This window comes from Bradyrhizobium zhengyangense (genome assembly GCF_022012435.1).
Classification (GTDB): Bacteria; Pseudomonadota; Alphaproteobacteria; order Rhizobiales; family Xanthobacteraceae; genus Bradyrhizobium; species Bradyrhizobium zhengyangense.
Window position 1 is genome coordinate 475069 of the sequence record NZ_JAKLUA010000004.1, and the last position, 26406, is coordinate 501474.

Annotated in this window: 29 protein-coding genes and 1 riboswitch; of the genes, 22 read left to right on the forward strand and 7 right to left on the reverse strand. The window is 64.5% G+C overall.

Annotated features, from left to right (window positions below):
• The first annotated feature begins 74 nt into the window (after positions 1-74).
• From L6637_RS16550 to L6637_RS16590, 9 genes are all read left to right on the forward strand, one after another.
• Entirely contained in the window at positions 75-1295 is a 1221-nt protein-coding gene (locus L6637_RS16550) for a helix-turn-helix domain-containing protein (protein ID WP_237865885.1), read from the forward strand.
• 86 nt (positions 1296-1381) lie between these two features.
• Positions 1382-2020, forward strand: a complete 639-nt coding sequence (locus tag L6637_RS16555) for a Vgb family protein (protein WP_237871354.1) — start codon at positions 1382-1384, stop codon at positions 2018-2020.
• Between the two features lie 77 nt (positions 2021-2097).
• Positions 2098-2943, forward strand: coding sequence for an SMP-30/gluconolactonase/LRE family protein (locus tag L6637_RS16560; RefSeq protein WP_237871356.1), 846 nt, complete (start codon positions 2098-2100; stop codon positions 2941-2943).
• Positions 2944-3053: 110 nt separating this feature from the next.
• A complete protein-coding gene (locus L6637_RS16565; RefSeq protein ID WP_237865882.1) occupies positions 3054-4622 on the forward strand; it encodes a DUF4403 family protein in 1569 nt (522 codons plus the stop codon).
• 133 nt (positions 4623-4755) lie between these two features.
• Positions 4756-5865 (forward strand): ABC transporter ATP-binding protein, encoded by a 1110-nt coding sequence (locus L6637_RS16570; RefSeq protein WP_237871358.1) that lies wholly within the window; start codon positions 4756-4758, stop codon positions 5863-5865.
• A gap of 47 nt (positions 5866-5912) precedes the next feature.
• Positions 5913-6983: an ABC transporter substrate-binding protein gene (locus L6637_RS16575; protein ID WP_237871359.1), complete on the forward strand. Its 1071-nt coding sequence runs from the start codon at positions 5913-5915 to the stop codon at positions 6981-6983.
• Positions 6984-7052: 69 nt separating this feature from the next.
• Complete coding sequence (locus tag L6637_RS16580) at positions 7053-8315, forward strand: ABC transporter permease (protein ID WP_237871361.1); 1263 nt, start codon at positions 7053-7055, stop codon at positions 8313-8315.
• Positions 8312-9139, forward strand: coding sequence for an ABC transporter permease (locus L6637_RS16585; RefSeq protein WP_237865878.1), 828 nt, complete (start codon positions 8312-8314; stop codon positions 9137-9139). The genes L6637_RS16580 and L6637_RS16585 overlap by 4 nt, the downstream gene beginning before the upstream one ends.
• A 168-nt stretch (positions 9140-9307) precedes the next feature.
• Entirely contained in the window at positions 9308-10516 is a 1209-nt protein-coding gene (locus L6637_RS16590) for an ABC transporter substrate-binding protein (RefSeq protein ID WP_237865877.1), read from the forward strand.
• Between the two features lie 105 nt (positions 10517-10621).
• On the opposite strand, the gene L6637_RS16595 is transcribed toward L6637_RS16590, so the two are convergent.
• Positions 10622-11149, reverse strand: a complete 528-nt coding sequence (locus L6637_RS16595) for a PRC-barrel domain-containing protein (protein WP_237865876.1) — start codon at positions 11147-11149, stop codon at positions 10622-10624.
• A gap of 217 nt (positions 11150-11366) precedes the next feature.
• Complete coding sequence (locus L6637_RS16600; RefSeq protein WP_237871363.1) at positions 11367-11945, reverse strand: hypothetical protein; 579 nt, start codon at positions 11943-11945, stop codon at positions 11367-11369.
• Positions 11946-12126: 181 nt separating this feature from the next.
• On the opposite strand from L6637_RS16600, the gene L6637_RS16605 reads away from it, so the two are divergent.
• Positions 12127-12867: a response regulator gene (locus tag L6637_RS16605; RefSeq protein ID WP_237865874.1), complete on the forward strand. Its 741-nt coding sequence runs from the start codon at positions 12127-12129 to the stop codon at positions 12865-12867.
• 15 nt (positions 12868-12882) lie between these two features.
• On the forward strand, positions 12883-14220 hold the full coding sequence (locus tag L6637_RS16610; RefSeq protein WP_237871365.1) for an ATP-binding protein: 1338 nt from the start codon (positions 12883-12885) through the stop codon (positions 14218-14220).
• Here the strand turns inward: L6637_RS16610 and L6637_RS16615 are convergent.
• Positions 14217-14447, reverse strand: a complete 231-nt coding sequence (locus L6637_RS16615) for a hypothetical protein (protein WP_237865939.1) — start codon at positions 14445-14447, stop codon at positions 14217-14219. The two genes, L6637_RS16610 and L6637_RS16615, sit on opposite strands and share 4 nt — an antisense overlap.
• A 244-nt stretch (positions 14448-14691) precedes the next feature.
• Here L6637_RS16615 and L6637_RS16620 point away from each other — a divergent pair, with 244 nt between their 5' ends.
• The 8 genes from L6637_RS16620 (at position 14692) to L6637_RS16655 (ending at position 21509) form a co-directional block, all read left to right on the forward strand.
• Positions 14692-15228, forward strand: a complete 537-nt coding sequence (locus L6637_RS16620; RefSeq protein WP_237871367.1) for a lytic transglycosylase domain-containing protein — start codon at positions 14692-14694, stop codon at positions 15226-15228.
• A gap of 27 nt (positions 15229-15255) precedes the next feature.
• Positions 15256-15397, forward strand: a riboswitch (TPP riboswitch).
• Positions 15385-16395: an FAD-dependent oxidoreductase gene (locus L6637_RS16625; RefSeq protein WP_237865871.1), complete on the forward strand. Its 1011-nt coding sequence runs from the start codon at positions 15385-15387 to the stop codon at positions 16393-16395. (Overlaps the previous riboswitch by 13 nt.)
• A 7-nt stretch (positions 16396-16402) precedes the next feature.
• Complete coding sequence (gene thiS, locus L6637_RS16630) at positions 16403-16600, forward strand: sulfur carrier protein ThiS (protein WP_237865870.1); 198 nt, start codon at positions 16403-16405, stop codon at positions 16598-16600.
• Between the two features lie 152 nt (positions 16601-16752).
• On the forward strand, positions 16753-17535 hold the full coding sequence (locus L6637_RS16635) for a thiazole synthase (protein ID WP_237871369.1): 783 nt from the start codon (positions 16753-16755) through the stop codon (positions 17533-17535).
• Complete coding sequence (locus L6637_RS16640) at positions 17522-18130, forward strand: thiamine phosphate synthase (protein ID WP_237871371.1); 609 nt, start codon at positions 17522-17524, stop codon at positions 18128-18130. The genes L6637_RS16635 and L6637_RS16640 overlap by 14 nt, the downstream gene beginning before the upstream one ends.
• A gap of 186 nt (positions 18131-18316) precedes the next feature.
• Positions 18317-20215: a phosphomethylpyrimidine synthase ThiC gene (gene thiC, locus L6637_RS16645; protein WP_237871373.1), complete on the forward strand. Its 1899-nt coding sequence runs from the start codon at positions 18317-18319 to the stop codon at positions 20213-20215.
• 91 nt (positions 20216-20306) lie between these two features.
• Positions 20307-20915, forward strand: a complete 609-nt coding sequence (locus L6637_RS16650; RefSeq protein WP_237871375.1) for a hypothetical protein — start codon at positions 20307-20309, stop codon at positions 20913-20915.
• 87 nt (positions 20916-21002) lie between these two features.
• Entirely contained in the window at positions 21003-21509 is a 507-nt protein-coding gene (locus L6637_RS16655; RefSeq protein ID WP_237871377.1) for a mismatch-specific DNA-glycosylase, read from the forward strand.
• A 141-nt stretch (positions 21510-21650) separates the two neighbouring features.
• Here L6637_RS16655 and L6637_RS16660 read toward each other — a convergent pair whose 3' ends face one another.
• Both L6637_RS16660 and L6637_RS16665 read right to left on the reverse strand, forming a co-directional pair.
• Positions 21651-22205, reverse strand: coding sequence for an HD domain-containing protein (locus L6637_RS16660; protein ID WP_237871379.1), 555 nt, complete (start codon positions 22203-22205; stop codon positions 21651-21653).
• Between the two features lie 7 nt (positions 22206-22212).
• Positions 22213-22437, reverse strand: a complete 225-nt coding sequence (locus tag L6637_RS16665; protein WP_237865863.1) for a DUF6429 family protein — start codon at positions 22435-22437, stop codon at positions 22213-22215.
• A 247-nt stretch (positions 22438-22684) separates the two neighbouring features.
• Between L6637_RS16665 and L6637_RS16670 the strand changes: the two genes are divergently transcribed.
• Positions 22685-23332: a glutathione S-transferase family protein gene (locus tag L6637_RS16670; RefSeq protein WP_237871381.1), complete on the forward strand. Its 648-nt coding sequence runs from the start codon at positions 22685-22687 to the stop codon at positions 23330-23332.
• Between the two features lie 163 nt (positions 23333-23495).
• Here the strand turns inward: L6637_RS16670 and L6637_RS16675 are convergent, their stop codons facing one another.
• Both L6637_RS16675 and L6637_RS16680 read right to left on the reverse strand, forming a co-directional pair.
• Complete coding sequence (locus L6637_RS16675) at positions 23496-24224, reverse strand: SDR family oxidoreductase (protein WP_237871384.1); 729 nt, start codon at positions 24222-24224, stop codon at positions 23496-23498.
• 303 nt (positions 24225-24527) lie between these two features.
• Positions 24528-24965 carry a VOC family protein gene (locus tag L6637_RS16680; protein WP_237871385.1) on the reverse strand — a complete coding sequence of 146 codons (438 nt, stop codon included), beginning with the start codon at positions 24963-24965 and terminating at the stop codon, positions 24528-24530.
• Positions 24966-25242: 277 nt separating this feature from the next.
• Between L6637_RS16680 and L6637_RS16685 the strand changes: the two genes are divergently transcribed.
• Both L6637_RS16685 and L6637_RS16690 read left to right on the forward strand, forming a co-directional pair.
• Positions 25243-25638, forward strand: coding sequence for a hypothetical protein (locus L6637_RS16685; RefSeq protein ID WP_237871387.1), 396 nt, complete (start codon positions 25243-25245; stop codon positions 25636-25638).
• Positions 25639-25649: 11 nt separating this feature from the next.
• On the forward strand, positions 25650-26345 hold the full coding sequence (locus L6637_RS16690) for a glutathione S-transferase family protein (RefSeq protein WP_237865858.1): 696 nt from the start codon (positions 25650-25652) through the stop codon (positions 26343-26345).
• Positions 26346-26406: the final 61 nt, after the last annotated feature.

Genomic DNA, 26406 nt, shown 5'->3' on the forward strand with positions numbered 1-26406 from the left:
CACATCGTCGGCCGTGGGGGAGTTCTCGCACCGGAGGAGCGGACGGTGGGAGTAACAAGTGTGGCGGGATTTTCATGGAGTCGCTGATCACGGCCGCCGCACGCGCCCTCGAGGCCGGCGATCCGCTCGGCGCGCTGAACCGCGTCGCACTGCGCAACGATGCGCCCTCGCTGGCGCTGCGCGGCATCGCGATGGCGCAGCTCGGCGATCTCGCCAAGGCCAAGGCGCTGCTGCGGAGCGCCGCCCGCGCCTTCGGGCCGAGAGAGGCGGTCGCGCGGGCGAGATGCGTAGTGGCCGAAGCCGAGATCGCGTTGGTCTCGCGCGACCTGAACTGGCCGGCGAAGACTCTCGCAGCGGCGCGGGCGACGCTGGCAAGCCACGGCGATCTCGCCAATGCCGCCCATGCAGGCCATATCGAGGCGCGCCGTCTGCTCCTGCTCGGACGCGTGGACGAGGCCGAGCGGACGCTGGCCGAGATCGGCGCCTGCCCGCTGCCGCCTGCGTCCCTGGTCGTGCGCGAGCTCGTGGTTGCCGGCATCGCCATCAGGCGGCTCAAATCAAAGGAGGCGCGCTCGGCGCTTGACCTGGCGGCCCGCGCCGCGCGACAGGCCGACATCCCGGCGCTGGTGGCCGAGGTCGACAGCGCAAGCCTCATCCTGAACACGCCGGCCGCGCGCCTGATCGCGCGCGGCAGCGAGCACCCGCTCCTGCTCGGCGAGGTCGAGCGCCTTGCGACCTCGACGGCGCTCGTCGTCGACACCTTTCATCATGTGGTGCGCAGGCAAAACGTTGCCGTGCCGCTTGGAACGCGGCCCGTGCTGTTCGCACTCGCTCGTCTGCTGGCACAGGCATGGCCTGAGGATGTCTCGCGCGAGGCGCTGATCTCAGGCGCGTTCCAGGCCAGGCACGCCGACGAGTCTCACCGCGCGCGCTTGCGCGTCGAGATCGGGCGGCTCCGCACCCAGCTCAAGCCGCTGGCCGAGATCAGCGCAACCAAGCAGGGCTTTGAGCTGGCGCCGCGAAAAACGCGCGACGTCATCGTGCTGGCGCGCCCCGTCGAGGAGAAGCACGCCGCCGTCCTTGCCATCCTTGCCGATGGCGAGCCCTGGTCGAGCTCGGCGCTCGCGCTCGCGCTTGGCATGAGCGCACGCACGGTGCAGCGTGCGCTCGAGGAGCTTGCACGATCGAACAAGGTGCAGTCGTTCGGCCACGGCAGGGCGCGCCGCTGGATGACGCCGCCGGTCCCGGGTTTCCCGACAGGCTTGTTACTCCCCTCGCCGCTGATAAAGACGTAGGCTAAAGCATGATCCGGAAAAGTGTGCAGCGGTTTTCCGACAAGATCATGCGTAAACAATAAAGCCGCATCACAGGGATCGAGCCGATGAAGCGTTCCGCCGCCGAGATCATCCGAGAGTACGGGCCTTTCCCGGACGTCAAGGCCGTCCACGGCGTCACCTATGATGGCAGCCAAGTCTGGTTCGCGTCGGGCGACAAGTTGAATGGCCTCGATCCGGCGAGCGGCAAGATCTCGCGCTCCATCGACGTCGCCGCACATGCGGGGACGGCGTTCGACGGAAGGCACCTGTTCCAGATCGCGGAGGATCGCATCCAGAAGATCGACGCGGCGAGCGGTGCGGTCGTGAGCACGATTCCCGCACCGGGCGGTGGCGGCGATTCCGGATTGGCCTGGGCCGAGGGATCGCTCTGGGTCGGTCAGTATCGCGAGCGCAAGATCCATCAGGTCGATCCTGAAACGGGAAAGATCCTCCGCACCATCGAAAGCAAGCGCTTTGTCACAGGCGTGACCTGGGTCGACGGCGAGCTCTGGCACGGCACCTGGGAAGGCGATGACAGCGACCTCAGGCGGATCGATCTTGACACCGGCAAGGTGCTGGAGCAGCTCGATATGCCGGAAGGGACGATGGTCTCGGGGCTGGAATCCGACGGCGGCGACCAGCTGTTCTGCGGCGGCGGCGACAGCGGGCGTGTGAGAGCGGTTCGCCGCCCCAAACGCAGCTAGAGGAGCGCAGCTAACAGCGATAGCCGAGTCCCGCGATCACGGTGTAAAGATATGGCACCGTCTCTCGGGAGAAACCAATGACCGCGCTGACCACGCTGCTCGACGGCGGCAAATATTACGAGGCGCCGCGCTGGCATGACGGACGCCTCTGGTTCGTCGACTGCCTGGCGCGGACGCTACTGAGCACCGACACCGCGGGCCAATGCAGAACGCACGCGACGTTCGAGGACGACACGCCGTGCGGCACCGGCTTCCTGCCCGATGGCAGGCTGATCGTCCTGACCATGTTTCGCAAGCGCCTGTTCGTCTTCGCCGAGGACAAGCTCTCGCTGTATGCCGATCTGTCGGGCGTCGCGACCGGTGTCATCGACGACATGATCGTCGATGGGCTCGGGCGCGCCTATGTCGGCGACCTCGGCTTCAACTTCCCGCCTCCACCGGATCGCGGCGCCGACGGGCGCATCATCCAGGTCGCACCGGACGGCGCGACGCGCCTGGTCGCCGAAGGACTGCGCTTTCCCAATGGCATCGCGATCTCGCCCGACCACCGCCGGCTCGTCGTCGCGGAGATGGATGGCGAATGCGTCGCCGATTACGAGATGGCGCCCGATGGCAGCCTCACCTTCCGCCGCAGGCTGCCCTGCGGCAAGGAGCCGGACGGCATCTGCCTCGACCACGACGGCGCGGTCTGGGTTGCCGCCTATTCCGAGGATGCCTTCATCCGGATCGACGCCAGCGGGCAGGAGCTGCAGCGCATCGCCGTCCCCGGCCGCCGCGCCATTGCATGCGCGCTCGGAGGCCCCGAGCAGCGAACCTTGTTCTGCATCAGCGCCGCGACCTCGCATGAGGACCTGCGGCGCGGCAAGTCCTCCGCGCGGATCGATACCGTCACGGTGGATGCGCCCGGCGCGGGCTACCCCTGAGCCGCGGCCGCTGCCATTAACCCCTTTGCCGCAATTCCACCCCATCGGTGCGCTCTAGCGCCCTCCTCGCCCGCCCTGTAAAATCCTCCTCGGGGCGGCCTGGGGGATTGATGCGTCTGACTTTGAATTTGAAGACTGTGCTGATCGCCGCCGCGGTGCTCGCGGCGTCTTTTTTCGTCAGCTTGAGGGTGATGGACTGGCTGTCGCCGCGCGCGACCAATTCGGCTCCCCCGATCGCGCAGTTGCCGCCGCTGCCGCCGGCCTCCAAGAGCTCGATCGTGGTCGCCCCCGTCGCGATCGCGCTGTCGGCGATCCGCGACCAGGCCGAGAAGGCCTCGCCGCGCAATTTCGCCGGCAAGGCCGAGAACCCAATCTCACAAATCCTGGAGAACGCCGATATCGGCTGGACAGCCGCGCGCGGGCCGATGTCGGCGACCGGCGACAAGGACGTGCTGACGCTATCGACGCCGATCACCGGCAAGCTGAATGTCACGGGTTCGCTGTCGTCGAAAGCCACCGGCGCGCTGGGCGATGCCCTGGGTAGCGTGCTCGGCGGCGACGCGGCAAAACGGATCGGTGCGGTCAACATCAAGAACCTGAATGCCAGCGCCGAGATCAAGGGCAGCGTGGTCGTCACCTCGCGTCCCAAGCTCGCGGCCGCCTGGCATCTCGAGCCGAATTTGGGCGCGCAGGTCAATCTCGGCGACACCAACGTCAACGTCGCCGGCGCCAAGGTCAACGTGCCGGCGCAGGTCAAGCCGCTGATCGACAAGACCGTCGGCGAGCAGCTCAATGTCGTCGCCGAGCGCATCCGCAACGACCCCAGCCTGCGCGAGAACGCTAGGGTGCAATGGGCCAAGGCCTGCCGCTCGATCCCGCTGCAGGGCACCGGCTCCTCGGCGACGCTGCCGCCGCTCTGGCTCGAGATGAAGCCGACCCGCGCCATCGCGGCGCAGCCGCGCGTCGATGCGCAGGCCGTGACCTTGCTGCTCGGCCTCGAGGCCGAGACGCGCGTGACCTCGACGCAGACCAAGCCGGACTGCCCGTTCCCCGACAAGATCTCGATCGTGCCGCCGACCGGCACCGGCGTGAACATCGGCGTTCCCATCGACGTGCCCTTCACTGAGATCAACAAGCTGATCGCGGCCCAGATGGTCGGCCACACCTATCCCGAGGACGGCTCCGGCCCGGTCGAGGTCACCGTGAAGAGCGTCAACGTGATCCCCTCTGGCGATCGCCTTCTGATCTCGCTCCTGGTGCGCGCCAAGGAGAAGAAGAGCTGGCTCGGGCTCGGCGCCGAGGCGACCGTGCACATCTGGGGCCGGCCGATGCTCGACCAGGCGCAGCAGACGCTGCGGCTCGCCGACATCCAGCTTGCGGTCGAATCCGAGGCAGCCTTCGGTCTGCTCGGCGCCGCGGCGCGCGCGGTGGTACCGCAGATGCAGCAGGCGCTGGTGCAGAAGGCGACGCTCGACCTGAAGCCGATCGCCGCCAACGCGCGCGAGAAGATCGCGGCCGCGATCGCCGACTTCCAGAAGAGCGAGGACGGCGTCAAGGTCGACGCCTCCATCAGCAGCCTCACGCTGGCCGACATCGCCTTCGATTCCAAGACGCTGCGCGTGGTTGCGGAAGCCGGCGGAACGCTGAACGTGTACGTGACCAAGCTGTCGGGGATGTAGCGCGCTTTCATGCACGGAATCCGCGCAGTCCCTTATCGCTTGCGCGGCTGGCATTCTCGTTGGAGGATGCTAAGCTGATCGTCGCAACCTCCGACGAGGTGCCGAGGGTTTGTAGGGGACATCGCGAGGTATCATGGAAGCCGGCATCGTCACAACTGCGCCGGCCCTGGTGCGCTTTTCCGGCATCCAGAAGACCTATGATGGCGAGCACCTCGTGGTGAAGAACCTCGATCTCGACATCAGGAAGGGCGAGTTCGTCACCCTGCTCGGCCCATCGGGCTCGGGCAAGACGACCACGCTGATGATGCTGGCCGGCTTCGAGGTCCCGACCCAGGGCGAGATTTATATTGCAGACCGCCCGATCAAGAACATGCCGCCGCACAAGCGCGACATCGGCATGGTGTTCCAGAACTATGCCCTGTTTCCGCACTTGACGATCGAGGAAAACGTCGCCTTCCCGCTGTCCGTCCGCAAGACGAGCAAGGCGGAAACGCAGGAGCGCGTCAAGGCGGCGCTGCGGATGATCAAGATGGAAACGCTGGCGCAGCGGCGCCCCGGGCAACTGTCGGGCGGCCAGCAGCAACGCGTGGCGCTGGCCCGCGCGCTGGTCTTCAACCCGCAGCTCGTGCTGATGGATGAGCCGCTTGGCGCACTCGACAAGCGCTTGCGCGAGCAGATGCAGCTGGAGATCAAGCAGTTGCACGAGACGATGGGCATCACCGTCGTCTACGTCACCCACGACCAGAGCGAAGCGCTCACCATGTCGGACCGCATCGCCGTGTTCAACGACGGCATCGTGCAGCAGATCGACAGGCCCGACGCGCTGTACGAGCGCCCGGTGAACAGCTTCGTTGCCAATTTCGTCGGCGAGAACAACGTGCTCTCAGGCACCGTCGAGACGATCGACAAGGACTATTGCCGCGTCGCGCTTAAGGCCGGCGGCACCGTCATGGCCCGTGCGGTCAACATATCAGGCGCGGGCGCCGCGACCTCGCTGTCGGTGCGGCCGGAGCGGATCGCCATCGTCCCGGATGGCGCGTCCAGCGATGGACCGAACCGGCTGCCGGCCAAGGTACAAAACACCATCTATCTCGGCGACCACGCGCTGGCCGTGCTCGACGTCGCAGGGAATAGCGAGTTCATGGTCAAGCTGCAGCCGGGCTTGCTTGACAGCCTGAGCCACGGTGAAAGTGTCTTCATCACCTTCCGCCCCGAGGACTGCCTCGCGCTCGACCCCGTTTGATTGATCGATCAACCTCAACGCAACTCACCTGAAGAAGGACAAGGACCATGTTGAAGCGCAAGACCAGCAAGACGACTGGCAAGATTGCTCTGGGTTTCCTCGCGGCGTTCACCGTCAGCGCAGCGCTGGTGACGGTTGCGCAGGCGCGTGACCTCACCGTCGTGTCGTGGGGCGGCGCGTATCAGGATGCACAGAAGAAGGTGTACTTCGAGCCGTTCAAGAAGGCATCAGGCGTTCCCATGAACGACGAGTCCTGGGACGGCGGCGTCGGCGTGTTGCGCGCCAAGGTGCAGGGTGGCGCCGCCACCTGGGATGTCGTCCAGGTCGAGAGCGACGAGCTCGCCGTCGGCTGCGAGGAAGGCCTGTACGAGAAGCTGGACTATTCCAAGATCGGCGGCGAGGGCGCCTATATCAAGCCGTCGGTCAATCCCTGCGGCGTCGGCGCGATCCTGTATGACTTCGTGCTCGGCTACGACAAGGACAAGCTGAAGGAAGCGCCCAAGAGCTGGGCCGACTTCTTCGACACCAAGAAGATTCCGGGCAAGCGCGCCTTGCGCCAGGGCCCGAAGACCACGCTGGAGATCGCCCTCATGGCCGACGGCGTGCCTCCGCAGGACGTCTACAAGGTGCTGGCGACCGACGAGGGCGTCGATCGCGCATTCAAGAAGCTCGACACCATCAAGGGCGACCTCGTCTGGTGGAAGGCCGGCGCCCAGCCGCCGCAATTGCTCGCCTCCGGCGAGGTGGCGATGACCTCGGTCTATAACGGCCGCATCGACACCGCGAACAAGAACGAGAAGAAGAATTTTGGCATGGTGTGGGATGGCGCGCTCTTCACCCTCGACAGCTGGGTCATCCTGAAGGGCAGCCCGAACAAGGACGCGGCCTACAAGTTCCTGGAGTTCGCAGGCAAGGCCGAGAACCAGTCGAAGCTTTCGGAGAACATCGCCTATGGCACTTCGAACAAGGACGCCGCTGCGCTGATCCAGCCGGCCGTGCTGAAGGATCTGCCGACCGCGCCCGATAACATCAAGAACGCGGTCGAGATCAATGTCGCCTTCTGGCTCGAGAACATCGACAAGTTGACCGAGCGCTTCAACAAATGGGCCGCGAAGTAATGCGGCCGTATGGCACAGGCGGAGAGGCGCTCCCCTTCGCTTGTGCCTCTTGCCTGAAATGATCACGCCATGACAGCAGCGTCCTTCACCGGCGCCGGTGCCGAGACCGAAGTGCCGCTCAAGCGCCGCCTGAAGCGGGCGGAGCGCGCGCGCCAGCTCAAGGCGTTCGCGCTCGTCGGACCGTTGCTGCTGTTTCTGCTGTTCACCTTCGCCGGGCCCATCGCCGGCATGCTGTGGCACGCCGTCGATGACCGCGAGGTGCGCCAGGTTCTGCCGCAAACCGTCGTGGCTCTCGCCAATTGGGACGGCAAGGAACTGCCGGACGAAAAGACCTATGCAGCCCTGGCAGGCGACATTCAGGCTGCGCGCGACGCCGGCACCATTGCCATCGCGGCCAAGCGGCTCAACTACGCCCAAAACGGCTTTCGCACGATCCTCACCAGCACCGCGCGCAATCTGAAAGCGATGCCGGGGCCGGGCACGGCCAAGGAGACGCTGGGCAAGATCAACGCAGCCTGGCGCGACCGCGCCACCTGGACGACGATCAAAAGGGCAAGTGGTCCAGTCACCAGCTTCTACCTGCTGGGGGCGCTCGACCTTGTCAGGAACGCCGACGGTGCAATCGTCGCGGCCCCGCCTGATCAGGCCATCTACCGCGAGGTGTTCGCCCGTACCTTCCTCATCAGTCTTGGTGTCACGGTGCTCTGCCTGATCCTTGGCTTTCCGGTCGCCTATTTGCTGGCAACGCTGCCGCCGGGCCGGTCGAACCTGCTGATGATCTTCGTGCTGCTGCCGTTCTGGACCTCGCTTCTGGTCCGCACCTGCGCCTGGATCGTGCTGTTGCAGAGCAAGGGCGTCGTCAACGACAGCCTGCGCTGGCTCGGCATCATCGACGAGCCGCTGCGCCTGATCTACAACCGCTTCGGTGTCTGCGTGGCCATGACCCACGTGCTACTGCCGTTCATGATCCTGCCGCTCTACAGCAGCATGAAGGCGATCTCGCCGGCCTACATGCGGGCCGCCGCCTCGCTCGGCGCGTCGCCCGTCACCGCCTTCCTGCGAATCTATTTGCCGCAAACGCTGCCCGGCATTGGCGCCGGGAGCCTGCTCGTCTTCATCCTGGCGCTCGGCTATTACATCACGCCGGCGCTGGTCGGCGGCGCCGCCGACCAGATGATCAGCTACTTCATCGCGCTCTACACCACCGAAACAGCCAATTGGGGCCTTGCGTCGGCGCTGGGTGCAGTGCTGCTGCTGGCGACCGTCCTGCTCGCGCTCGTCTACGGCAAGCTGGTGCAGGGCCAGCAGGTGACCGGAGGGATGAAGAATTGAGCGACGCGCCTTCCCTCCGCACGCCCAGCCAGCGCATCGCATGGATCGCGACCATCGTCATCTCGACGCTGGTGTTCATCTTCCTGATCGCGCCGATCCTGGCGATCATGCCGTTGTCCTTCAGCTCGGGCTCCTATCTCACCTATCCGCTGCCGGGCCTCTCCTTGCGCTGGTATGAGGATTTCATCAGTTCGGCGCGCTGGATGAATTCGCTGAAGAACAGCATGATCATCGGCGTCGCCTCGACGCTGCTGTCCATGGTTCTGGGCACGCTGGCAGCTCTTGGGCTGGCGCAGTGGAAGAGCCGGTTCAAGCCGTTGGTGCTGGCGTTCGTGCTGTCGCCGGTCGTCGTGCCCGGCGTCATCACCGCAGTGGGTCTCTATTTCTTCTTCGCGCCGATTGGCCTCACCGGCAGCTATCTCGGCCTGATCCTCGCTCACACCGCGCTGGCAACGCCGTTCGTGGTGATCACCGTCGGCGCGACGCTGCAAAGCTTCGACACCAACCTCGCCCGCGCCGCCGCCTCGCTCGGCGCCGCGCCGCTTGAAGCGTTCCGCCGCGTGATCCTGCCGCTGATCCTGCCCGGCGTCGCATCGGGCGCCCTGTTCGCCTTCGCGACCAGCTTCGACGAGGTCGTGATCGTGCTGTTCATGGCGGGGCCTGAGCAGCGCACCCTGCCGCGCGAAATGTTCAGCGGCATCCGCGAGAACATCAGCCCGACCATCACGGCAGCCGCGGTGATCCTCACGACGGTCTCGGTCATCCTGCTTGCGACGCTGGAAGGCCTGCGCCGGCGCAACGAACGGCTGAAGGGTAGCGGTTGAGGGCTTCTCCCTCGGCCCGCCTGCAAGCGGGGAGAGGCGAAGGCACACCGCCCGCCCCTTCCGATTTTGCATCCTGCTATGGCGTGGAGCGCTTAGCTGCGATCTCCAATAGCCGCTAGAACAGTCCCCGCAACAAAGCCCAAACAACAATGCTGAGGGAGAAACGATATGCATAAACTCATCGCCGCGGTCGCGGCAAGCTTCGCCGTCGCCGCAAGCTGCGGCGCGGCGCAGGCGCAGATTTCCGACAACGTGGTCAAGCTCGGCGTGCTCACGGACATGTCGAGCCTCTACGCCGATGCGACCGGCAAGGGCTCGCTCGCCGCCGTCGAGATGGCCGTCGCCGATTACGGCGGCAAGGTCGCGGGCGTGCCGATCCAGATCGTGTCCGCCGACCACCAGAACAAGCCCGACGTCGGCGTCAATATCGCCCGCAACTGGTACGACAATGAGAAGGTGGACGCCGTCATGGACGTGCCGACCTCCTCGGTCGCGCTGCCGATCTCGGCGCTGACGCGCGAGAAGAACAAGATCAACATCAATTCGGGCGGGGGCTCGTCCGACATCACCGGCGTCGCCTGCTCACCCAACACCGTGCACTGGACCTACGACACCTACGCGCTGTCCAACGTCGCCGGCAAGGCCATGGTCAAGCGCGGCGAGGACACCTGGTTCTTCGTCACCGCCGACTACGCCTTCGGCATGGCGCTCGAGCGTGACGCCGCCAACGTCGTCAAGGAGAGCGGCGGCAAGGTGCTCGGCGACGTCCGCCATCCGCTCAATTCGTCGGACTTCTCCTCGTTCCTGCTGCAGGCCCAGGCCTCGAAAGCCAAGGTCGTCGCGCTGGCAAACGCCGGCGGCGACACCACCAATGCGCTGAAGCAGGCGGCCGAATTCGGCATCACGCAAGGCGGTCAGAAGATGATCGCGCTGCTCATGGAAATCACCGACGTTCATTCGCTTGGCATCAAGGCGACGCAGGGCCTGATCATCACGGATGCGTTCTACTGGGACACGAATGACGAGACCCGGGCCTTCTCCAAGCGCTTCAACGACAAGGTCGGCCACATGCCGACCATGATCCAGGCCGGCCTCTATTCGGCGACGATGCACTATCTGAAGGCGATCGAGGCCATCAAGACCGACGAAGCTCCGAAGGTGATGGAGCAGATGCGCAAGACGCCGATCAACGACTTCTTCGCCAAGAACGGCAAGATCCGCATTGACGGCCGCATGGTCCACGACATGAATCTGTACGAGGTGAAGAAGCCGGAAGAATCCAAGGGCGAGTGGGACCTCTACAAGCTGGTCACCACGGTGCCCGGCGACGAAGCTTTCCGTCCGCTCGACAAGGGCGGCTGCCCGCTGGTGAAGTAAAGCTCCTCTCCCCCCGCAACCGGGGAAAGGTGAAAGAAAAGAAGACGCGACAGCGCGCCCGGTCAAAGCCGGGCGCGCTTCGTTTCAGCACTCACGCGACGTTTATTACTCGGAGTACTTGAACTCGGGCATGTTCTTCAGCTCGTCCTTGGACGCATTGAACACGGCGTGGTCCGGATACCACTTCGAGCTCGACGATGCCGTCGTGGTGGTGGTCGTCTTCTCGGTGCCGGTCGCGGCGCCGGTCGTAGTGGTCGCGGCGGGCTTGGCATTCGGGTTCGCACTGGTGCCGGTATAGGCCACAGCCTCATTGACGAACTTCAGCTTCTCATAGGGCACGGCGACGAGATGCTCGCCCATGCCGAGGAAGCCGCCGACGCCGATCACGGCGATCTTCACGGCGCCGCTCTTGTCCATCAGCAGGTCGTTGATCGAGCCGATGTTCTCGTTGGCGTCGTTGTAGACCTTCACGCCCGCCATCTTCGAGACGCGCCATTCACCCGACGCACTTGTGGTTGTCGTCGTCGTAGCGGTCGGCGCCTTGTCGGCGGTGGTGGTCGGATTTTGCGCAAACGCAACGGTCGCAAGCAAAGCGGTGCCGGCAAGGCCGGCGGCGATCGATTTCATCAACATGGTTGTCCTCTCCTTCAGCAGAAAACTTGTGCTGAGAGAACAGCGACGAACACGCACGGTTCCTAACATGCGGCAATTTCGTTGCGCCCTTGCGGCGCTGCGGCGCGAGGAAAAGTTCCTGGAACGTGCGGGGATGCACAGTTCCCCGCCGACGATCATGCGCCCTGGGACGAAGCATGCTCGCGGCGAGGAACGCGCCGACCTAGCGTCGCGCAGGTCAGCTCTTGTAGTCGATCAGAAGCGCGGAGATGTCCGTGCTGCTCGCGCTCGTCGCACTGCCGTTGGCGCCGTATAATGAATTCGACGAAGACTGCGACTGCTGCAGCGCCTGGAGAAACTGCTCGAGGATTTTCGCCGTGCTGCTGTCGGTCGAGCTGCTGCTCGTCGCGTCCGTCGTCGATGTCGAAGAATCCGAAGAGCCGCCATCCGACGGCGGCGGCCCCGCAGGCGGACCACCGGCGCCGTGAGCGCCGCCGGGCCCCTTGCTAAAGGCGGACTGAAACACGCCCTTCAGCTCGTCGGCCTGGCTCGACGTCAGCGTGCCGTTCGAGACCTCATTGGAGATGAGGTCGTCGATCTTGGACTTCAGGCCATCCTTGGACGGCTTGGTGCCGCTGGATTGATCGCTGGGCTGGCTCTGCTGGAGCGCCGTATCGATGTCCTGCAGGGCTGTGGTGAGAGCGGACTGGTCGGACGACGAGATCGTGCCGTCCGACACTTGCGATTGCAATTCCTGCTGCAGCCGCTGGAGCGGCGACTGGTGAAGACTGGCGGAGGCTGCCGAAATCGAAGTCATGATAGCACCGTGGTTTTTGCGGGGGTTTCGTACGCAACTGCGCCACGGTATGGTTACCGGACTTAACGAGACCTTGCCGTACGACGACGGTGTCGTTGCGGGGCGTTGCGGACATTCGCCCGGAAACACACTGAAACAATAATCTTCGCCTTTTGGCCCGAATCTTGGACAAACAAGGCCCATGGCCATTCCATCTCCCAATATCCTGGTCGTCGAGGACGATCGCGAAACCCGGACGTTGATCGCGAAATATCTGCGCAACAACTCCTGCAACGTCACCGCCGTGAGCGACGGCCGCGAGATGTCGCGCGCCATGGCGGACCACCGCGTTGATCTCATCATCCTCGACGTCATGCTGCCCGGCGAAGATGGCCTCAGCCTGTGCCGCAAGGTACGTTCCGAGGCGCAGACGCCAATCATCATGCTGACCGCGCGCGGCGAGGACGTCGACCGCATCGTCGGCCTCGAGATGGGCGCGGACGATTACCTGCCGAAGCCGTTCAACCCGCGCGAGCTGCTCGCCCGCATCAACGCGGTGCTGCGGCGTCAGGCCTCCGCCCAGGCCGCGAGCTCGATCGAGGGCGCCTCTACACTTGTCTTCGAAGGCTGGCGCATCGACTTGCGCCTGCGCGAGCTGCGCAATCCGGAAGGCGCCCGCGTCGCGGTGACCAGCGCCGAGTTCGACCTGCTCAGGACGTTCTGCGAGCGCCCCGGGCGCGTGCTGTCCCGCGACAGCCTGCTCGACCTCACGCAGGGCCGCAACACCGGTTCGTTCGAGCGCTCCATCGACGTGCTGGTCAGCCGCATCCGCCGCAAGATCGAGCCCAATCCGGCCGACCCCACCATCATCAAGACGGTGCGTTCGGGCGGCTACCTGTTTACGCCTCGGACGGAAGTGTTTGCCACACCCCAGAGCAACTGATCGGGCTTTGCGACGATGAAGCCGTTCGGGTTCTTTCACCTCAAGGGTATCGGCGGACAGATCGCCGCGCTGGTGCTGGCTTCGACCGTCGCGCTGCATCTCGTCGTCACCACCGCCTTCCTGCTCAGCCGCCCCGATCGTCCGGACAGCCCGCCTGATGGCGCACATCAACTGACCGACGCGGCGCTGCTGCTCGGCTCGGCGAGCCCCGACGACCGGCCGCGCCTCATCGCAGATCTCGCGCGCGCCTTCCCGAAGCTCAACCTCGAGAAATTGGCGCCCGGCACGGCGGCGTCGGTCGACGACAGCGAAGCCCAGCACCTGCGTGGGATCCGCCGCCATCTCGCCCGCGGCTACAAGGTGGTGCAGCTTGCGCCAAAGGGCGATGCGCATCGCGTCGGCGTGGAATTGCCTGACGGCACCGTGATCGCAGGCCACGTCGAGAACGGTCCGCGTCCGTGGTTCTGGGGCGCACCGTGGCTGGTGACGCTGATGACCGCCTTCATCTGCATCACCGTGCTCGGCCTGTGGGCCGCGCGCGCGCTGGCGGCGCCCTTGTCGTCCTTTGCCAAGGCGGCCGAGAATTTCAGCCTGGACGGTGCTGCCGATCCGCTGCCCGAGCGCGGCCCGGAGGAGATCCGCTCGGTGGCCCGCGCGCTCAATCGCATGCACGAGCGCATTGCGCGGTTGATGTCGGATCGCACCAAGATGCTGGCGGCGATCAGCCACGACCTGCGCACCCCGATCACGCGGCTGCGCCTGCGCGCAGAGTTCATCGAGGACGAAGGCAACCGCAAGCGCATGCTGATCGACCTCGACCAGATGCGCTCGATGCTGGAGAGCGTGCTGTCACTGCTGCGCAACGACCGCAAGATCGAAGCGGTGACGCTGGTCGATATCGCCAGCACGCTGCAGCTCATCGCCGACCAGTTCGGCGACATGGGCCATGTCGTGCATTATGACGGCCCTTCATCCGCGACCGCGGCAGCGCGCCCCGACGATCTGCATCGCGGCGTCACCAATCTCGTCGAGAACGCGGTGCGCTTCGGCGCCGAGGTGACGATCCGCCTCGATGTATCCGGCACAAAACTCGTCATCGACGTCGAGGATGACGGCCCCGGTATCTCGGACGCGCGCAAGCAGGAGATGCTGGAGCCGTTCGTGCGCGGCGACGACGCGCGCACCATGGACGATTCCACCGGCTTCGGCCTTGGCCTGTCGATCGCGCGCGCGATCGCGCTCGCCCATGGCGGCGAGCTGTCGCTGCACGACCGTCAGCCGCACGGGCTGATCGTGCGGATGCAATTGCCGGTGTGGCAGCAGCCCAAGCTAGCGGCGCAGGTCGCCGCTTAAGCCGCGAGTGGCGGATACTCGACGGCAGGCTCGTCGAAGATCGCGATCGCCTCGAAGCGATAATTGCAGGCGTGGCATGTCCAGAGATAGGAGACCCGCCCCTCGCCCGGCTCGATCCAGTCGGGCTGCGCGATCGGCGCGCCGCACTGGGCACACGGGTTCTGGGTGGGCAGATCTTGTCTGGACATGTCGCCGCTGTGGGTGTTGACCATGGTTGTTTTTGTCATCGCTGCTTTTGTCATGGCACCTCTCCCGATTCGCGAGGGCTTCATACTCGCTTTCGCTGACATCTGCGAATAGACAGGGTCGCTGTCGCGAGATGTCCGCCTGAGAGACTCCTGCGCCAGGATTGAGTCGTAACGGCGGCTCGGCGCCGCAAAATCAGGACCGGCGGCGTTTGGCCACATCATCGCCGCGTTCGGCAGGCCTAACGGCAGCCGGCGCAGGTCACTCAGGATCTCCGGGATTTACATGAAAATTTTACGCGTTGCCGCGCTGGTCGCGGCCGGACTGATGTCGTCGCAGGCAGCCTTCGCAGGCCAGGCCGATTATGCCGAGATGGTCGCGATGCATGCACGCGCCAACGGCGTGCCGGAGGCGCTGGTGCATCGCGTCATCATGCGCGAGAGCCGTTATCAGCCGGGCCTCGTCGGCCATGGCGGCACCATCGGGCTGATGCAGATCAAGCTCGCGACGGCCCGCGGCCTCGGCTACACCGGCGATGCGAGCGGCCTGCGCGACCCCAACACCAATCTCACCTACGCCGTCAAGTACCTCGCCGGCGCCTATCATGCCGCCAATGGCGACCATGACCGAGCCGTGCGTTATTTCTCGGGCGGCTATTACTACGCTGCAAAGCGGCAACGTCAGGAGATGGTGCGAGAGGCCAGCTTCGAACCTCAGCTCGAGCCGAACGGCAATCCGCAGCCGATGTTCATAGCCCCGCACAGGAAGCTCGCCCAGCATATCCGCAACGCGCGGGCGCAGGTTCCGGGCCAAACGCGTTGACCACCCTGCCCCACTAGCCTACATTAGAGCCGTTCCGAGGGGTGCTCCGAGGAGGAGCTGAGATACCGCTAAATGGGCAATACGGCCAACACCGGCTGCCCAAGACCGCGGTGACCCTTTGAACCTGATCCGGGTCATGCCGGCGAAGGGACAGGGATGTTGCAGACGACCAAGCGACCGGATTCCCCGGTATCCATCATCGGTGCAGGCATAGCCGGAGCCTGGCAGGCGCTGTTATTCGCGCAGGCCGGCCACGCCGTGACCCTACACGAGCGCAGTGACGCTGACATGACCGATGCCACCAGCCATTGGGCCGGCGGCATGCTCGCGCCCTATTGCGAGGCGGAAGTCGCCGAACCCATCATCAGCCGCCTGGGGCTGCGCTCGCTCGACATCTGGCGGCGCGAGCTGCCGGATACCCCCTTCAACGGCTCCCTCGTCGTCGCCCATCCGCGCGAGCGCAACGATTTCGAGCGCTTTGCCCGCATGACCGAGGGCCATCGCCGGCTCGATGCCGCTGGCCTCGCCGAGCTCGAGCCGTCGCTGGAGGGCCGTTTCCGCGATGCGCTGTTCTTCCCGACCGAGGGCCATGTCGAGCCGCGCCGCGTGCTGCCGAAGCTGCACGCGCGCATCGTCGCCGCCGGCGGCACCATCAAGTTCGGCAGCGATGTCAGCGCCAACGACCTTGAGGGGCTCGTCATCGACTGCCGCGGCCTTGGCGCCCGCGACGAGCAGCCGGAATTGCGCGGCGTCAAGGGCGAGATGATCCTGATCGAGACCAGCGAGGTGCAGCTGTCGCGCCCCGTGCGGCTGATCCATCCGCGCTGGCCGCTCTACGTGATCCCGCGCGAGGACAATCTGTTCATGCTGGGCGCAACCTCGATCGAGGCCGAGGACACCGGCGTTTCCGTCCGCTCCGCGCTGGAGCTGCTGGGTGCGGCCTATGCCGTGCATCCGGCCTTTGGCGAAGCCCGCATCGTCGAATTCGGCTCCGGCCTTCGCCCGGCCTTTCCCGACAATTTGCCGCGCATCGGCGTGCGCGGCGGCAAGATCAGCGTCAACGGGCTCTACCGCCACGGTTTCCTGATCGCCCCTGCGCTGGCCGAACTGACGCTCAACTTCGTCGAGCGCGGCCAGATCGACAATGAGGTGATGCAATGTGCGTGATCGTCCAATGCTTGTGATCATCAACGGCGAGCAACGCGAGATCAGCTCAGTCAGCGTCGATGCGCTGCTCTCCGAGCTCGACTACGAGGGCACGCATTTCGCCATCGCACTCAATTACGACGTCGTCCCGAAAAGCCGCTGGGCCGAGACCGCACTGAAAGCCGGCGACGAGATCGAGATCATCACGCCGCGGCAGGGAGGGTGATTGATGAATGCACCACACACTCCGCTGTCATCGCCCGGCTTGACCGGGCGATCCAGTACGCCGCGGCTCCTCCGTATCACGGCACGGCCTCTGGAATACTGGATCCCCGCCTTCGCGGGGATGACACCGTCATTCAAGGAGACACCTCCCAAATGGTGACCTTCTACGGCAAGACTTTCGACTCCCGCCTGCTGACCGGCAGCGCGCTCTATCCTTCGCCCGCGATCATGCAGGACGCGATCCGCGCCTCCGGCTCGAACATCGTCACGGTGTCGCTGCGGCGCGAATCCGCCGGCGGCAAGACCGGCGACGCGTTCTGGAAGCTGATCCGCGAGCTCGACGTCACGGTGCTGCCGAACACCGCCGGCTGCCGCAGCGTGCGCGAAGCCGTGACCACGGCAAAGCTCGCGCGCGAATTGTTCGGCACCTCCTGGATCAAGCTGGAGGTCATCGCCGACAACGACACGCTGCAGCCCGACGTCGTTGGCCTCGTCGAAGCCGCCGCCATCCTGATCAAGGACGGCTTTGAGGTGTTCCCCTATTGCACCGAGGATCTGTCAGTCGCGAACCGCCTGGTCGACGCCGGCTGCAAGGTGGTGATGCCGTGGGCCGCGCCGATCGGCAGCGCCAAGGGCATCATCAACCGCGACGCACTCAAGCTGCTGCGCGAGCGCCTGCCCGACATCACGCTGGTGGTCGACGCCGGCATCGGCGCACCGAGCCACGCGGCCGAAGCGCTCGAGCTCGGCTATGACGCCGTGCTGCTCAACACCGCAATTGCAAAAGCCGCCGATCCCGTCGCGATGGCCAGGGCTTTCCGCCTCGGCTGTGATGCCGGCCGCACCGCTTATGAAGCCGGGCTGATGAACGCCCGCGATTTCGCCTCCCCTTCCACCCCTGTCGTTGGGACCCCGTTCTGGCATGCCGTATCCTGATCGTTTCTATCCCGTCGTCGACAGTCTCGACTGGGTCGAGCGCCTGACCAAGCTCGGCGTCGGCACCATCCAGCTGCGTGCGAAAAATCTCGACGATTCGCAGGCCTTGCAGATCGTCACCGACGCACTGGCGATCACGCAGGGCACGCAGGCCAGGCTGGTCGTGAACGACTATTGGCGCGCGGCGATCGTCGCCGGCGCAAAGTATCTGCATCTCGGCCAGGAAGATCTGGCGGACGCCGACCTCAAGGCCATCCGCGAAGCCGGCCTGTCGCTCGGCGTTTCCACCCATGACGACGACGAGCTCGAAACGGCGCTCAAGGCCAAGCCCGACTATATCGCGCTCGGCCCGATCTTCTTCACCACGCTCAAATCGATGCGCTTCGAACCGCAGGGCATTCCCAAGATCACGGAATGGAAGAAGCGCGTCGGCAACATCCCGCTGGTCGCGATCGGCGGCATCAAGTTCGAGCACGCCGCGGAGATCTTTGCCGCGGGCGCGGATTCCATCGCCGTCGTATCCGATGTTACCCAGAATGCCGATCCCGACGCGCGGGTGCGGCAGTGGCTCGGCCAGTCGAAGGAGGCGGCGTGATGCGCACTCCGCTCTCACCCCACACCCCACTGTCATCGCCCGGCTTGACCGGGCGATCCAGTACGCCGCGGCTTTTCGGCTTGAGCCGCGCGGCCTCTGGAATACTGGATCCCCGCCTTCGCGGGGATGACAGCCGCAATCGACGCTTGCTCAGCGACACAAACGAACTGAATTAAGGAGGATCCCATGAACATCCGCTCCAACCCTGAAAAAACCGTCCCCGCCGTCACCACCGGCCCGCTGCCGTCCTCGCGAAAGATCTTCGCCTCGCCCGACGCCGCGCCCGATCTGCGCGTGCCGCTGCGCGAGATCATTCTCTCCGAAGGCGCGGGCGAGCCGAACCTGCCGGTCTATGACACCTCGGGCCCCTACACCGATCCATCCGTCACCATCGACGTCAACGCCGGCCTGCCCCGCGGTCGCAAGGCCTGGGTGCTGGAGCGCGGCGGCGTCGAGGAATATGAGGGCCGCCAGGTCAAGCCGGAGGACAACGGCAACCTCTCCACCGACAAGGCCGCGCGTTCCTTCGCCGCCTATCACAAGCCGCTGCGCGGCCTCGACGGCCACAAGATCACCCAGCTCGAATTCGCCCGCGCCGGCATCATCACCAAGGAGATGATCTACGTCGCCGCCCGCGAAAATCTCGGCCGCAAAGAGCAGCTCGAGCGCGCCGAAGCCGCCCTCGCCGACGGCGAGAGCTTTGGCGCCTCGGTCCCCGCCTTCATCACCCCGGAGTTCGTGCGCAGCGAAATCGCCCGCGGCCGCGCCATCATCCCCTCCAACATCAACCACAGCGAACTCGAGCCGATGATCATCGGCCGCAACTTCCTGACCAAGATCAACGCCAATATCGGCAACTCGGCGGTGACCTCGTCGGTCGAAGAAGAGGTCGAGAAGATGGTGTGGGCGATCCGCTGGGGCGCCGACACCGTGATGGACCTCTCGACGGGCCGCAACATCCACACCACCCGCGAATGGATCCTGCGCAACGCGCCGGTGCCGATCGGCACCGTGCCGATCTACCAGGCGCTGGAGAAGTGCAACGGCGATCCCGTCAAGCTGACCTGGGAACTCTACAAGGACACGCTGATCGAGCAGTGCGAGCAGGGCGTCGACTATTTCACCATCCACGCCGGCGTGCGCCTGTCCTACATCCACCTCACTGCCAACCGCGTCACCGGCATCGTCAGCCGCGGCGGTTCGATCATGGCGAAGTGGTGCCTGGCGCATCACAAGGAGAGCTTCCTCTACACGCATTTCGACGAGATCTGCGACCTCATGCGCAAATATGACGTCTCGTTCTCGCTCGGCGACGGCCTGCGTCCGGGCTCGATCGCTGACGCCAACGACCGCGCGCAGTTCGCGGAGCTGGAGACGCTCGGCGAGCTCACCAAGATTGCGTGGGACAAGGGCTGCCAGGTCATGATCGAGGGCCCCGGCCACGTGCCGATGCACAAGATCAAGATCAACATGGACAAGCAGCTCAAGGAGTGCGGCGAAGCGCCGTTCTACACGCTTGGACCGCTGACCACCGACATCGCGCCGGGCTACGACCACATCACCTCAGGGATTGGCGCTGCCATGATCGGCTGGTTCGGCTGCGCCATGCTCTGCTACGTCACGCCGAAGGAGCATCTTGGGCTACCCGATCGCAACGACGTCAAGACCGGCGTCATCACCTACAAGATCGCCGCCCACGCCAGCGATCTCGCCAAGGGCCACCCGGCCGCCCAGCTGCGCGACGACGCCCTCTCCCGCGCCCGTTTCGACTTCCGCTGGAGCGACCAGTTCAACCTCGGCCTCGACCCCGACACCGCGAAGAACTTCCACGACGAGACCCTGCCGAAGGAAGCCCACAAGGTCGCCCATTTCTGCTCGATGTGCGGCCCAAAGTTCTGCTCGATGAAGATCACGCAGGACGTGCGGGACTACGCGGCGACGCTGAACGATCCGAACAGCGTGGGCATGTCGATGCAGGGCACGGCCGAAGACGGCATGGCCAAGATGAGCGCGAAGTTCAAGGAGATGGGCAGCAGCGTTTATCTGGATGCGGAGAAGGTGAAGGAGAGCAATCGGGTGTTGTGAGGGGCACCCACGACCAATCTCGCGCGAAATAGCAAGCAATGATCCTACAAGAGCCGGGCGAAAGCCCGGCTCTTGAATTGGAGTGGGCAGAATGGCTGCCGAACCTGACTATGCAAACTACACTAGGTGCATGGAGGAGATTAAGCGCAGGCAAATCGCAATAGACGAGATACTTTACGAGAGAAAGACGACATCATTCAAATACACAAACATCGAATTCGTGGCTCTACAATTCCGCAAGATCTTTGAGTTGGTAATTTTGGCAACGCTGACGTCTCATCAGCATTTATTTGAAGGGCTGACACGCAAACTAGCCAAAGAATGGCAGGTAACGAAGATTGTCGTGATCGTCAAAAGCAAGAACCCTGGATTCTTTCCGAACCCAATCGATCGAGTACCGTCGACAAACAAAAGCGCGAAGGACGAATGGAAACCCGTCTCAGTTGGGTTCTTAACGCTTGACGAACTGGTTGAAGCGCACGGCAAGATCGGGACTCTAATGCATGCAAATAACCCATATCGAGAAGAACAGTCACTGAATGAACTTGAGAGCTTATTTCCTTCATGGCGAGAAAGATTGATCCGCCTCTTAAATCACCATCTTATAAAATTTCCTGATGATGAAACCATCCTGTATGTTGGCATGCAGAGCGCCGAAACGGGATCTGTCCATACTGCTCTATTCAAAAAGCAGGCGTAGCTCGGACGAACGAATGGACACCTGAACTCAACGTTCGCTCCGCGTGTAGCCGATCCTTATGCGAGCTGTACGCAACGGATACTTTATTTGCCCTTCCCCCACCGCCTCCCCGACCAACTCCGCCCCAACCTCCGCCTCGTCTTCGTCGGCACCGCGGCCAGCACGCGCTCGGCCGAACTCGGGCACTACTACGCTCATCCCGGCAACCGCTTCTGGCGCGCGATCCAAGAGGCCGGGATCACGCCGCGGCGCTATCAGCCGGGCGAGTTCGCATCGCTGATCGAGCTCGGGATCGGCTTCACCGATCTCTCCAAGTCGGGCGCGGGGATGGATCACCAGATCGCGGCGGAGACGATCGACGTGCCCGGCTTCAGGGCGAAGATCGAGAAGTACCGGCCGAGGACGATTGCGTTCACGAGCAAGAAGGCGGCGAGCTTGTTTTATGGCAGGCCGTCAGCTGCGATTGCGCTGGGACGGCAGAAGCGGGATGAGAGCTTGCCGGAGATCTTCGTGCTGCCCTCGCCATCCGGTGCGGCGTCGGGGCATTGGACGCTGGAGCCGTGGCGGGAGCTGGCGAGGTGGATTGCTGCGTAGGGTGGGTTAGCTGCGCGGCTGCGCGAAGCGCGGGCCGCCCGGCGTAACCCACCGCTTCTGTTGCCGCGGCGGCGCACGCGGTGGGTTACGCCTTGCACCGTTTCGTGTTGAACGACTGCGCTTGTGAGCGGCTAACCCACCCTACGCACCGACGCCCAGCGCCGCCACTTCACGCGCGAGATTTGCTCGGGCGGGGCGGTCGTACATCGCGGCGAAGTCAGGATCGGGAAAGATGACCTCGCGTGCGGCGAAACGGCGGAGCACCCGGGCGCGGCCGATGCGATAGTCGTCCTCACTGACGTGGCTGAATTCCTGGCGGATCGCGGCGGCATAGGCGTCATAGCGCGCGGGATCGGTGCCGAGAATGCTGAGGTCGATCGAAATCAGGATCGCCCCTAAGCGATCGCCGGCGCTAACGTCGTGCGTCTTGGTCAGGCGGATCAGGCGGCCGACGTCCTGACGAAGATCAGTGCGGACGTACTGCTCGGCGAGCTCCGCGCTGCGCTCCTCGTTGTCGGACCTAGCAGGATCGTACACGACATCATGCCACCAGATCGCCTCCGTCACCGTCTCGCGCTCGGCCGCGGAAAGACCGTCGACCCGCGCGAGTGCAGCCAGGCAATCCTCGATATGCGCCAGATTGTGATAGTGGCGGCCAGGTGCCGCGTAGGCGGCAGCTAGCTGTTCGCGGTTCATCGAGGCATCACTCCTCGAACAATTCCTTGAACAGCGCCTTCGCACGCTCGAGGCCTTCGGGGGTGAACACCACCGACTTCACCTTGCCGACGGGATCATCAATCATGCCCTTGTCGTGGAGGCGGCCAAGCACATCCCAGTCGAAACCCTTCCACGCCCGACAACCATCGTGCAGGGTCAGGCGAAGTAAGGCGAGCGCCGCGTCGTCGATCTTGTCGGTGTTGATGGCCATTGTGATCTCCCCGTGCGGTATTGGCACTATCCTAATGCACATCAGGCAATCCGCAACGCTCCCCAAGGGCACCGCTTTGTAGGGTGGGCAAAGGCGCTCTTGCGCCGTGCCCACCACCGCTCCATGAGTCCGACAGAACGTGGGCACGTCGCGCGAAGGGCGCGCCTTTGCCCACCCTACGGCATTGTCGGAATTCGCTCCGCTCGTTCGTCCTAGAGACAGAGTTACATTCACCCGGAGACCCCACATGCCCACCATCACCGCCTTCGAAAGCTCGCCCGACCGCGGCCGGGGGCAGGCGCGGGACATGCGGGTGCGCTGGGCGCTCGAGGAGGTCGGCCAGGCTTACGACGTGCGCCTGCTGTCGTTCGAGGCCATGAAGCAGCCGGCCCATCTGGCGCTGCATCCGTTCGGGCAGATACCGACCTATGAGGACGGCGATCTCGCCCTGTTCGAGACCGGCGCGATCGTGCTGCACATCGCCGAGCGTCATGACGGATTGCTGCCGAACGACGCGAATGCGAGGTGCCGCGCGATCGCCTGGATGTTTGCCGCGCTCAACACGATCGAGCCGCCGATCGTCGAGCTCGGAATGGCGGTGCTGCTCGAACGCGACGAGAGCTGGTATGAGGAGCGGCTGCCAATCCTGAGGAATCGCGTCGGTATCAGGCTCGACGAACTCTCCCGTCATCTCGGCGGCGCCGACTGGCTCGACGGCGCCTTCAGCGCCGGCGATCTCCTGATGGTGACGGTGCTGCGCCGGTTGAATGCATCGAACATGCTCGAGGCCTATCCGACGCTCTCGTCCTATGTGGCCCGCGGTGAAGCGCGGCCTGCCTTTCGACGCGCGTTCGATGCGCAGCTGGCGGTGTTCACGGCGGCATCGGCCAGCTAGGCACAAGGCCGTAGTGTTCACGACAACGTCGGGCGGCTAGGCACGGTGCCGTAGGGTGGGTAAAGGCGCTCTTGCGCCGTGCCCACGATCTCTCCATGAGTCCAACAGAACGTGGGCACGTCGCGCGAAGACGCGCGCCTTTGCCCACCCTACGAGAACATGCCTAGAGATCGAAATTCGTCGGCATCATCACGACGTCGCGGATGGTCATGCCGCGCGGCCGGGTCAGCATGAACATCACGACTTCAGCGACTTCGCTGGCCTCCAGCAGGCTGCCCGAAGCCCTCGCTTCCTGCAGCTTCTCGGGCGGCCAGTCGGCGAGCAACGAAGTGACAACAGGACCGGGCGAGATCGAGCCGACGCGAATGCCGTGCTTGAAGACCTGGCGCCGCACCGTCTGGACGAAGCAGTTAATCGCCCATTTGGACGAGGCATAGACCGGCTCCCACGGCGTCGGAAAATGCGCCGCCAGCGAGCTCGTCACGATGATGTCGCCGCTCCCGCGCGCGATCATGTGCGGCAGCACGTCGTGCACGTTCTTCATCACGACGTTGACGTTCAGGTTCAGCATCCGGTCGATCGCCATGGTGTCGGCATCGATGAGGTCGCCGCCAACATAGGTGCCCGCATTGGCATGGAAGATGTCGAGCTGGCCTGCCTTCTCCAGCACGCGCGGCAACAGCGTCGCGCAATCCTTGGGATCGAGCAGGTCGACGACCAGCGGGATCATCGCGTCGCCGTGCTTGTTGCGGAGCGTGTTGAGCGCGGCCTCGTCGCGGTCGACCATCACCACGCGCGCGCCCGCGGCCAGCATGGCTTCAGTGCTCGCAAGCCCAATGCCCGATGCCGCCCCGGTCACTGCCGCAACCTTGCCTTCCAATTCTCTTGCCATGAGATCACCATCCAACCGAGCTCGGCAGTATAGCGGCTCCACGCGAATTGGCGATGTGGATCACAGGCCTCGTCGGGTGGATCAACGCTAGCGTCCCACACTCAGCCGTCGTCCCGGCCTAGTGCGCAATTGCGCACGGGGGGCCGGGACCCATGACCACAGGCGGCGATTTGGCGAAGACTCGTCGTTCGGTACTTCTATTGACCGCAACCGATAAATCACGCGGTATGGGTCCCGGCCTTCGCCGAGACGACACTATGGGTTTGGATACGACATGACACCAAACCGCGAACCGTCAGCGCCTCACCCAGCGTAGGCTCTATCCAGATCCGCAATCACGATCTTCCGCATCCCCATCATCGCCTGCATGACGCGGTTGGCCTTGGTCCGGTCGGCATCGCCGAGATAGCGGCCGAGCGCCGCCGGAATGACCTGCCACGACAGGCCGAACTTGTCCTTGAGCCAGCCGCAGCGGGATTCCTCGCCGCCGTCGGCGGTGAGCGCTTTCCAAAAATAGTCGACCTCCTCCTGCGTCTCGACGCTGATGAAGAACGACACCGCCTCGTTGAAGCGATATTGCGGCCCGCCGTTGAGCGCGTGGAAACGCTGTCCCTCGAGCTCGAACACCGCCATGAAGTCGCTGACGGTCTCGACCCTGGCATTGGGGAACACCGATTTGTAGAAGGCGACGGCTTCCGGAACGTTGTTGTCGAACCAGAGAAACGGCGTGATGGAGGTCATATGCGCTATCCTTTGCGTCGAACCGGACGCACGCGGGTGCGCCGTCACCCGAAGGACGAACGAGCGGGCGATCATCCGACAGGCGGAATAGCGCTTTTTTGCCCCTGAGCGGCACCGGACTACACCGAACGGATGAGGCCGCGCATCCCGCGACCCATGGACGTCGCGTGCGGACACTTGCAAGCGCGGAACCGGGGCGATACGACTTTGGGTGGAAGAACGTGGGACGGAAAAGCCGGGCCTCAACCGGCGCACATCATATCGAGGAAGCCGCCGCATGAGCGACGATCTCTCCGGTGTCTGGGACGGCACTTACATCCAACCCGGCACGGGAATGGTCACGTTCACGGCAACACTGATCGAGGCCGGCGGCGCGCTCTCAGGCCACGTCACCGAGCCGTGCTCCAATCCGCACTGCCCGCTACGGACGCACAACGCCTCGATCACGGGCCATCGTGCCGGCAGCGTGGTGTCGTTCGTCAAGCGCTACGAGCCGCCGGGCTACGGCTTCGACATCGTCCACTATGACGGCATCATGAACGGAGAGGCGACCGAGATCGACGGACGCTGGCGGCTGCCGGGCACGTCAGGATCGTTCCTGATGATCCGCTCCGGCAAACGCGCGCAGGCCGCCACCACTGACAAGCGAGCCACGACGCCCGCCCGCGAGTAAAGGGAGCCATCATGCTCACACTCTATTCGTATCCGGAACTCTTCGGCGTCGCCGACAACAACGGCTACGGGCTCAAGGTCTACGCCTTCTTGAAGCTCGCCGGCGTTCCCTTCGTGCACGAGCACATCTTCGATGCCTCCGCGGCACCGCGCGGGCAACTGCCTTATGTCGTCGACGACGGCGAGACCATCGGCGACAGCGAACCCATCATCGCGCACGCGATCGCGAAATATCACCTGACCATCGATGCCGCGCTGTCACCGGCGCAGCGCCGCAGCCATCATCTCATCACGCGCATGCTGGATGATCTCTACTGGGTGATGTCCTATTCGCGCTGGAAGGACGAGCGCTATTACCCCGCGTTTCGCGACGGCTTCATCGCGCAGCATCAGCAGATCAATGCTGAAGGCTTCGAGAAGGCGAAGGCCTACAACGCACAGCGCTATCACTACCAGGGCATCGGCCGCTACACGCCGGAGCAGGCTTATGCGCGGGGACTTGCCGATCTGCAGGTGCTGGCCGAGATCGTGCCGGCGTCCGGTTTCGTCGAGGGCGAGCGGCCCACCAGCGTAGATGCCGGCATCTACGGCTTCATCGCGAATATCTTTTACTTCCCGATCCCGACACCGCTGAAGGCGTTCGTCGATGCGCACAAGAATCTCGTCGCGCATTGCGAGCGGGTGCATGGGATGGTGAGTGGAGCGTAGACGCGCTCGAGATCTCATAGGGTGGGCAAAGGCGCTCTTGCGCCGTGCCCACGCTCTCTCT

Bases quoted from the DNA above. Each gene is read 5' to 3' on its own strand.
- L6637_RS16550 (WP_237865885.1), top strand. From the start codon at position 75: ATGGAGTCGCTGATCACGGCCGCCGCACGCGCCCTCGAGGCCGGCGAT.
- L6637_RS16555 (WP_237871354.1), top strand. From the start codon at position 1,382: ATGAAGCGTTCCGCCGCCGAGATCATCCGAGAGTACGGGCCTTTCCCG.
- L6637_RS16560 (WP_237871356.1), top strand. From the start codon at position 2,098: ATGACCGCGCTGACCACGCTGCTCGACGGCGGCAAATATTACGAGGCG.
- L6637_RS16565 (WP_237865882.1), top strand. From the start codon at position 3,054: ATGCGTCTGACTTTGAATTTGAAGACTGTGCTGATCGCCGCCGCGGTG.
- L6637_RS16570 (WP_237871358.1), top strand. From the start codon at position 4,756: ATGGAAGCCGGCATCGTCACAACTGCGCCGGCCCTGGTGCGCTTTTCC.
- L6637_RS16575 (WP_237871359.1), top strand. From the start codon at position 5,913: ATGTTGAAGCGCAAGACCAGCAAGACGACTGGCAAGATTGCTCTGGGT.
- L6637_RS16580 (WP_237871361.1), top strand. From the start codon at position 7,053: ATGACAGCAGCGTCCTTCACCGGCGCCGGTGCCGAGACCGAAGTGCCG.
- L6637_RS16590 (WP_237865877.1), top strand. From the start codon at position 9,308: ATGCATAAACTCATCGCCGCGGTCGCGGCAAGCTTCGCCGTCGCCGCA.
- L6637_RS16595 (WP_237865876.1), bottom strand. From the start codon at position 11,149: ATGTTGATGAAATCGATCGCCGCCGGCCTTGCCGGCACCGCTTTGCTT.
- L6637_RS16600 (WP_237871363.1), bottom strand. From the start codon at position 11,945: ATGACTTCGATTTCGGCAGCCTCCGCCAGTCTTCACCAGTCGCCGCTC.
- L6637_RS16605 (WP_237865874.1), top strand. From the start codon at position 12,127: ATGGCCATTCCATCTCCCAATATCCTGGTCGTCGAGGACGATCGCGAA.
- L6637_RS16610 (WP_237871365.1), top strand. From the start codon at position 12,883: ATGAAGCCGTTCGGGTTCTTTCACCTCAAGGGTATCGGCGGACAGATC.
- L6637_RS16615 (WP_237865939.1), bottom strand. From the start codon at position 14,447: ATGACAAAAACAACCATGGTCAACACCCACAGCGGCGACATGTCCAGA.
- L6637_RS16620 (WP_237871367.1), top strand. From the start codon at position 14,692: ATGAAAATTTTACGCGTTGCCGCGCTGGTCGCGGCCGGACTGATGTCG.
- L6637_RS16625 (WP_237865871.1), top strand. From the start codon at position 15,385: ATGTTGCAGACGACCAAGCGACCGGATTCCCCGGTATCCATCATCGGT.
- thiS (WP_237865870.1), top strand. From the start codon at position 16,403: ATGCTTGTGATCATCAACGGCGAGCAACGCGAGATCAGCTCAGTCAGC.
- L6637_RS16635 (WP_237871369.1), top strand. From the start codon at position 16,753: ATGGTGACCTTCTACGGCAAGACTTTCGACTCCCGCCTGCTGACCGGC.
- L6637_RS16640 (WP_237871371.1), top strand. From the start codon at position 17,522: ATGCCGTATCCTGATCGTTTCTATCCCGTCGTCGACAGTCTCGACTGG.
- thiC (WP_237871373.1), top strand. From the start codon at position 18,317: ATGAACATCCGCTCCAACCCTGAAAAAACCGTCCCCGCCGTCACCACC.
- L6637_RS16650 (WP_237871375.1), top strand. From the start codon at position 20,307: ATGGCTGCCGAACCTGACTATGCAAACTACACTAGGTGCATGGAGGAG.
- L6637_RS16660 (WP_237871379.1), bottom strand. From the start codon at position 22,205: ATGAACCGCGAACAGCTAGCTGCCGCCTACGCGGCACCTGGCCGCCAC.
- L6637_RS16665 (WP_237865863.1), bottom strand. From the start codon at position 22,437: ATGGCCATCAACACCGACAAGATCGACGACGCGGCGCTCGCCTTACTT.
- L6637_RS16670 (WP_237871381.1), top strand. From the start codon at position 22,685: ATGCCCACCATCACCGCCTTCGAAAGCTCGCCCGACCGCGGCCGGGGG.
- L6637_RS16675 (WP_237871384.1), bottom strand. From the start codon at position 24,224: ATGGCAAGAGAATTGGAAGGCAAGGTTGCGGCAGTGACCGGGGCGGCA.
- L6637_RS16680 (WP_237871385.1), bottom strand. From the start codon at position 24,965: ATGACCTCCATCACGCCGTTTCTCTGGTTCGACAACAACGTTCCGGAA.
- L6637_RS16685 (WP_237871387.1), top strand. From the start codon at position 25,243: ATGAGCGACGATCTCTCCGGTGTCTGGGACGGCACTTACATCCAACCC.
- L6637_RS16690 (WP_237865858.1), top strand. From the start codon at position 25,650: ATGCTCACACTCTATTCGTATCCGGAACTCTTCGGCGTCGCCGACAAC.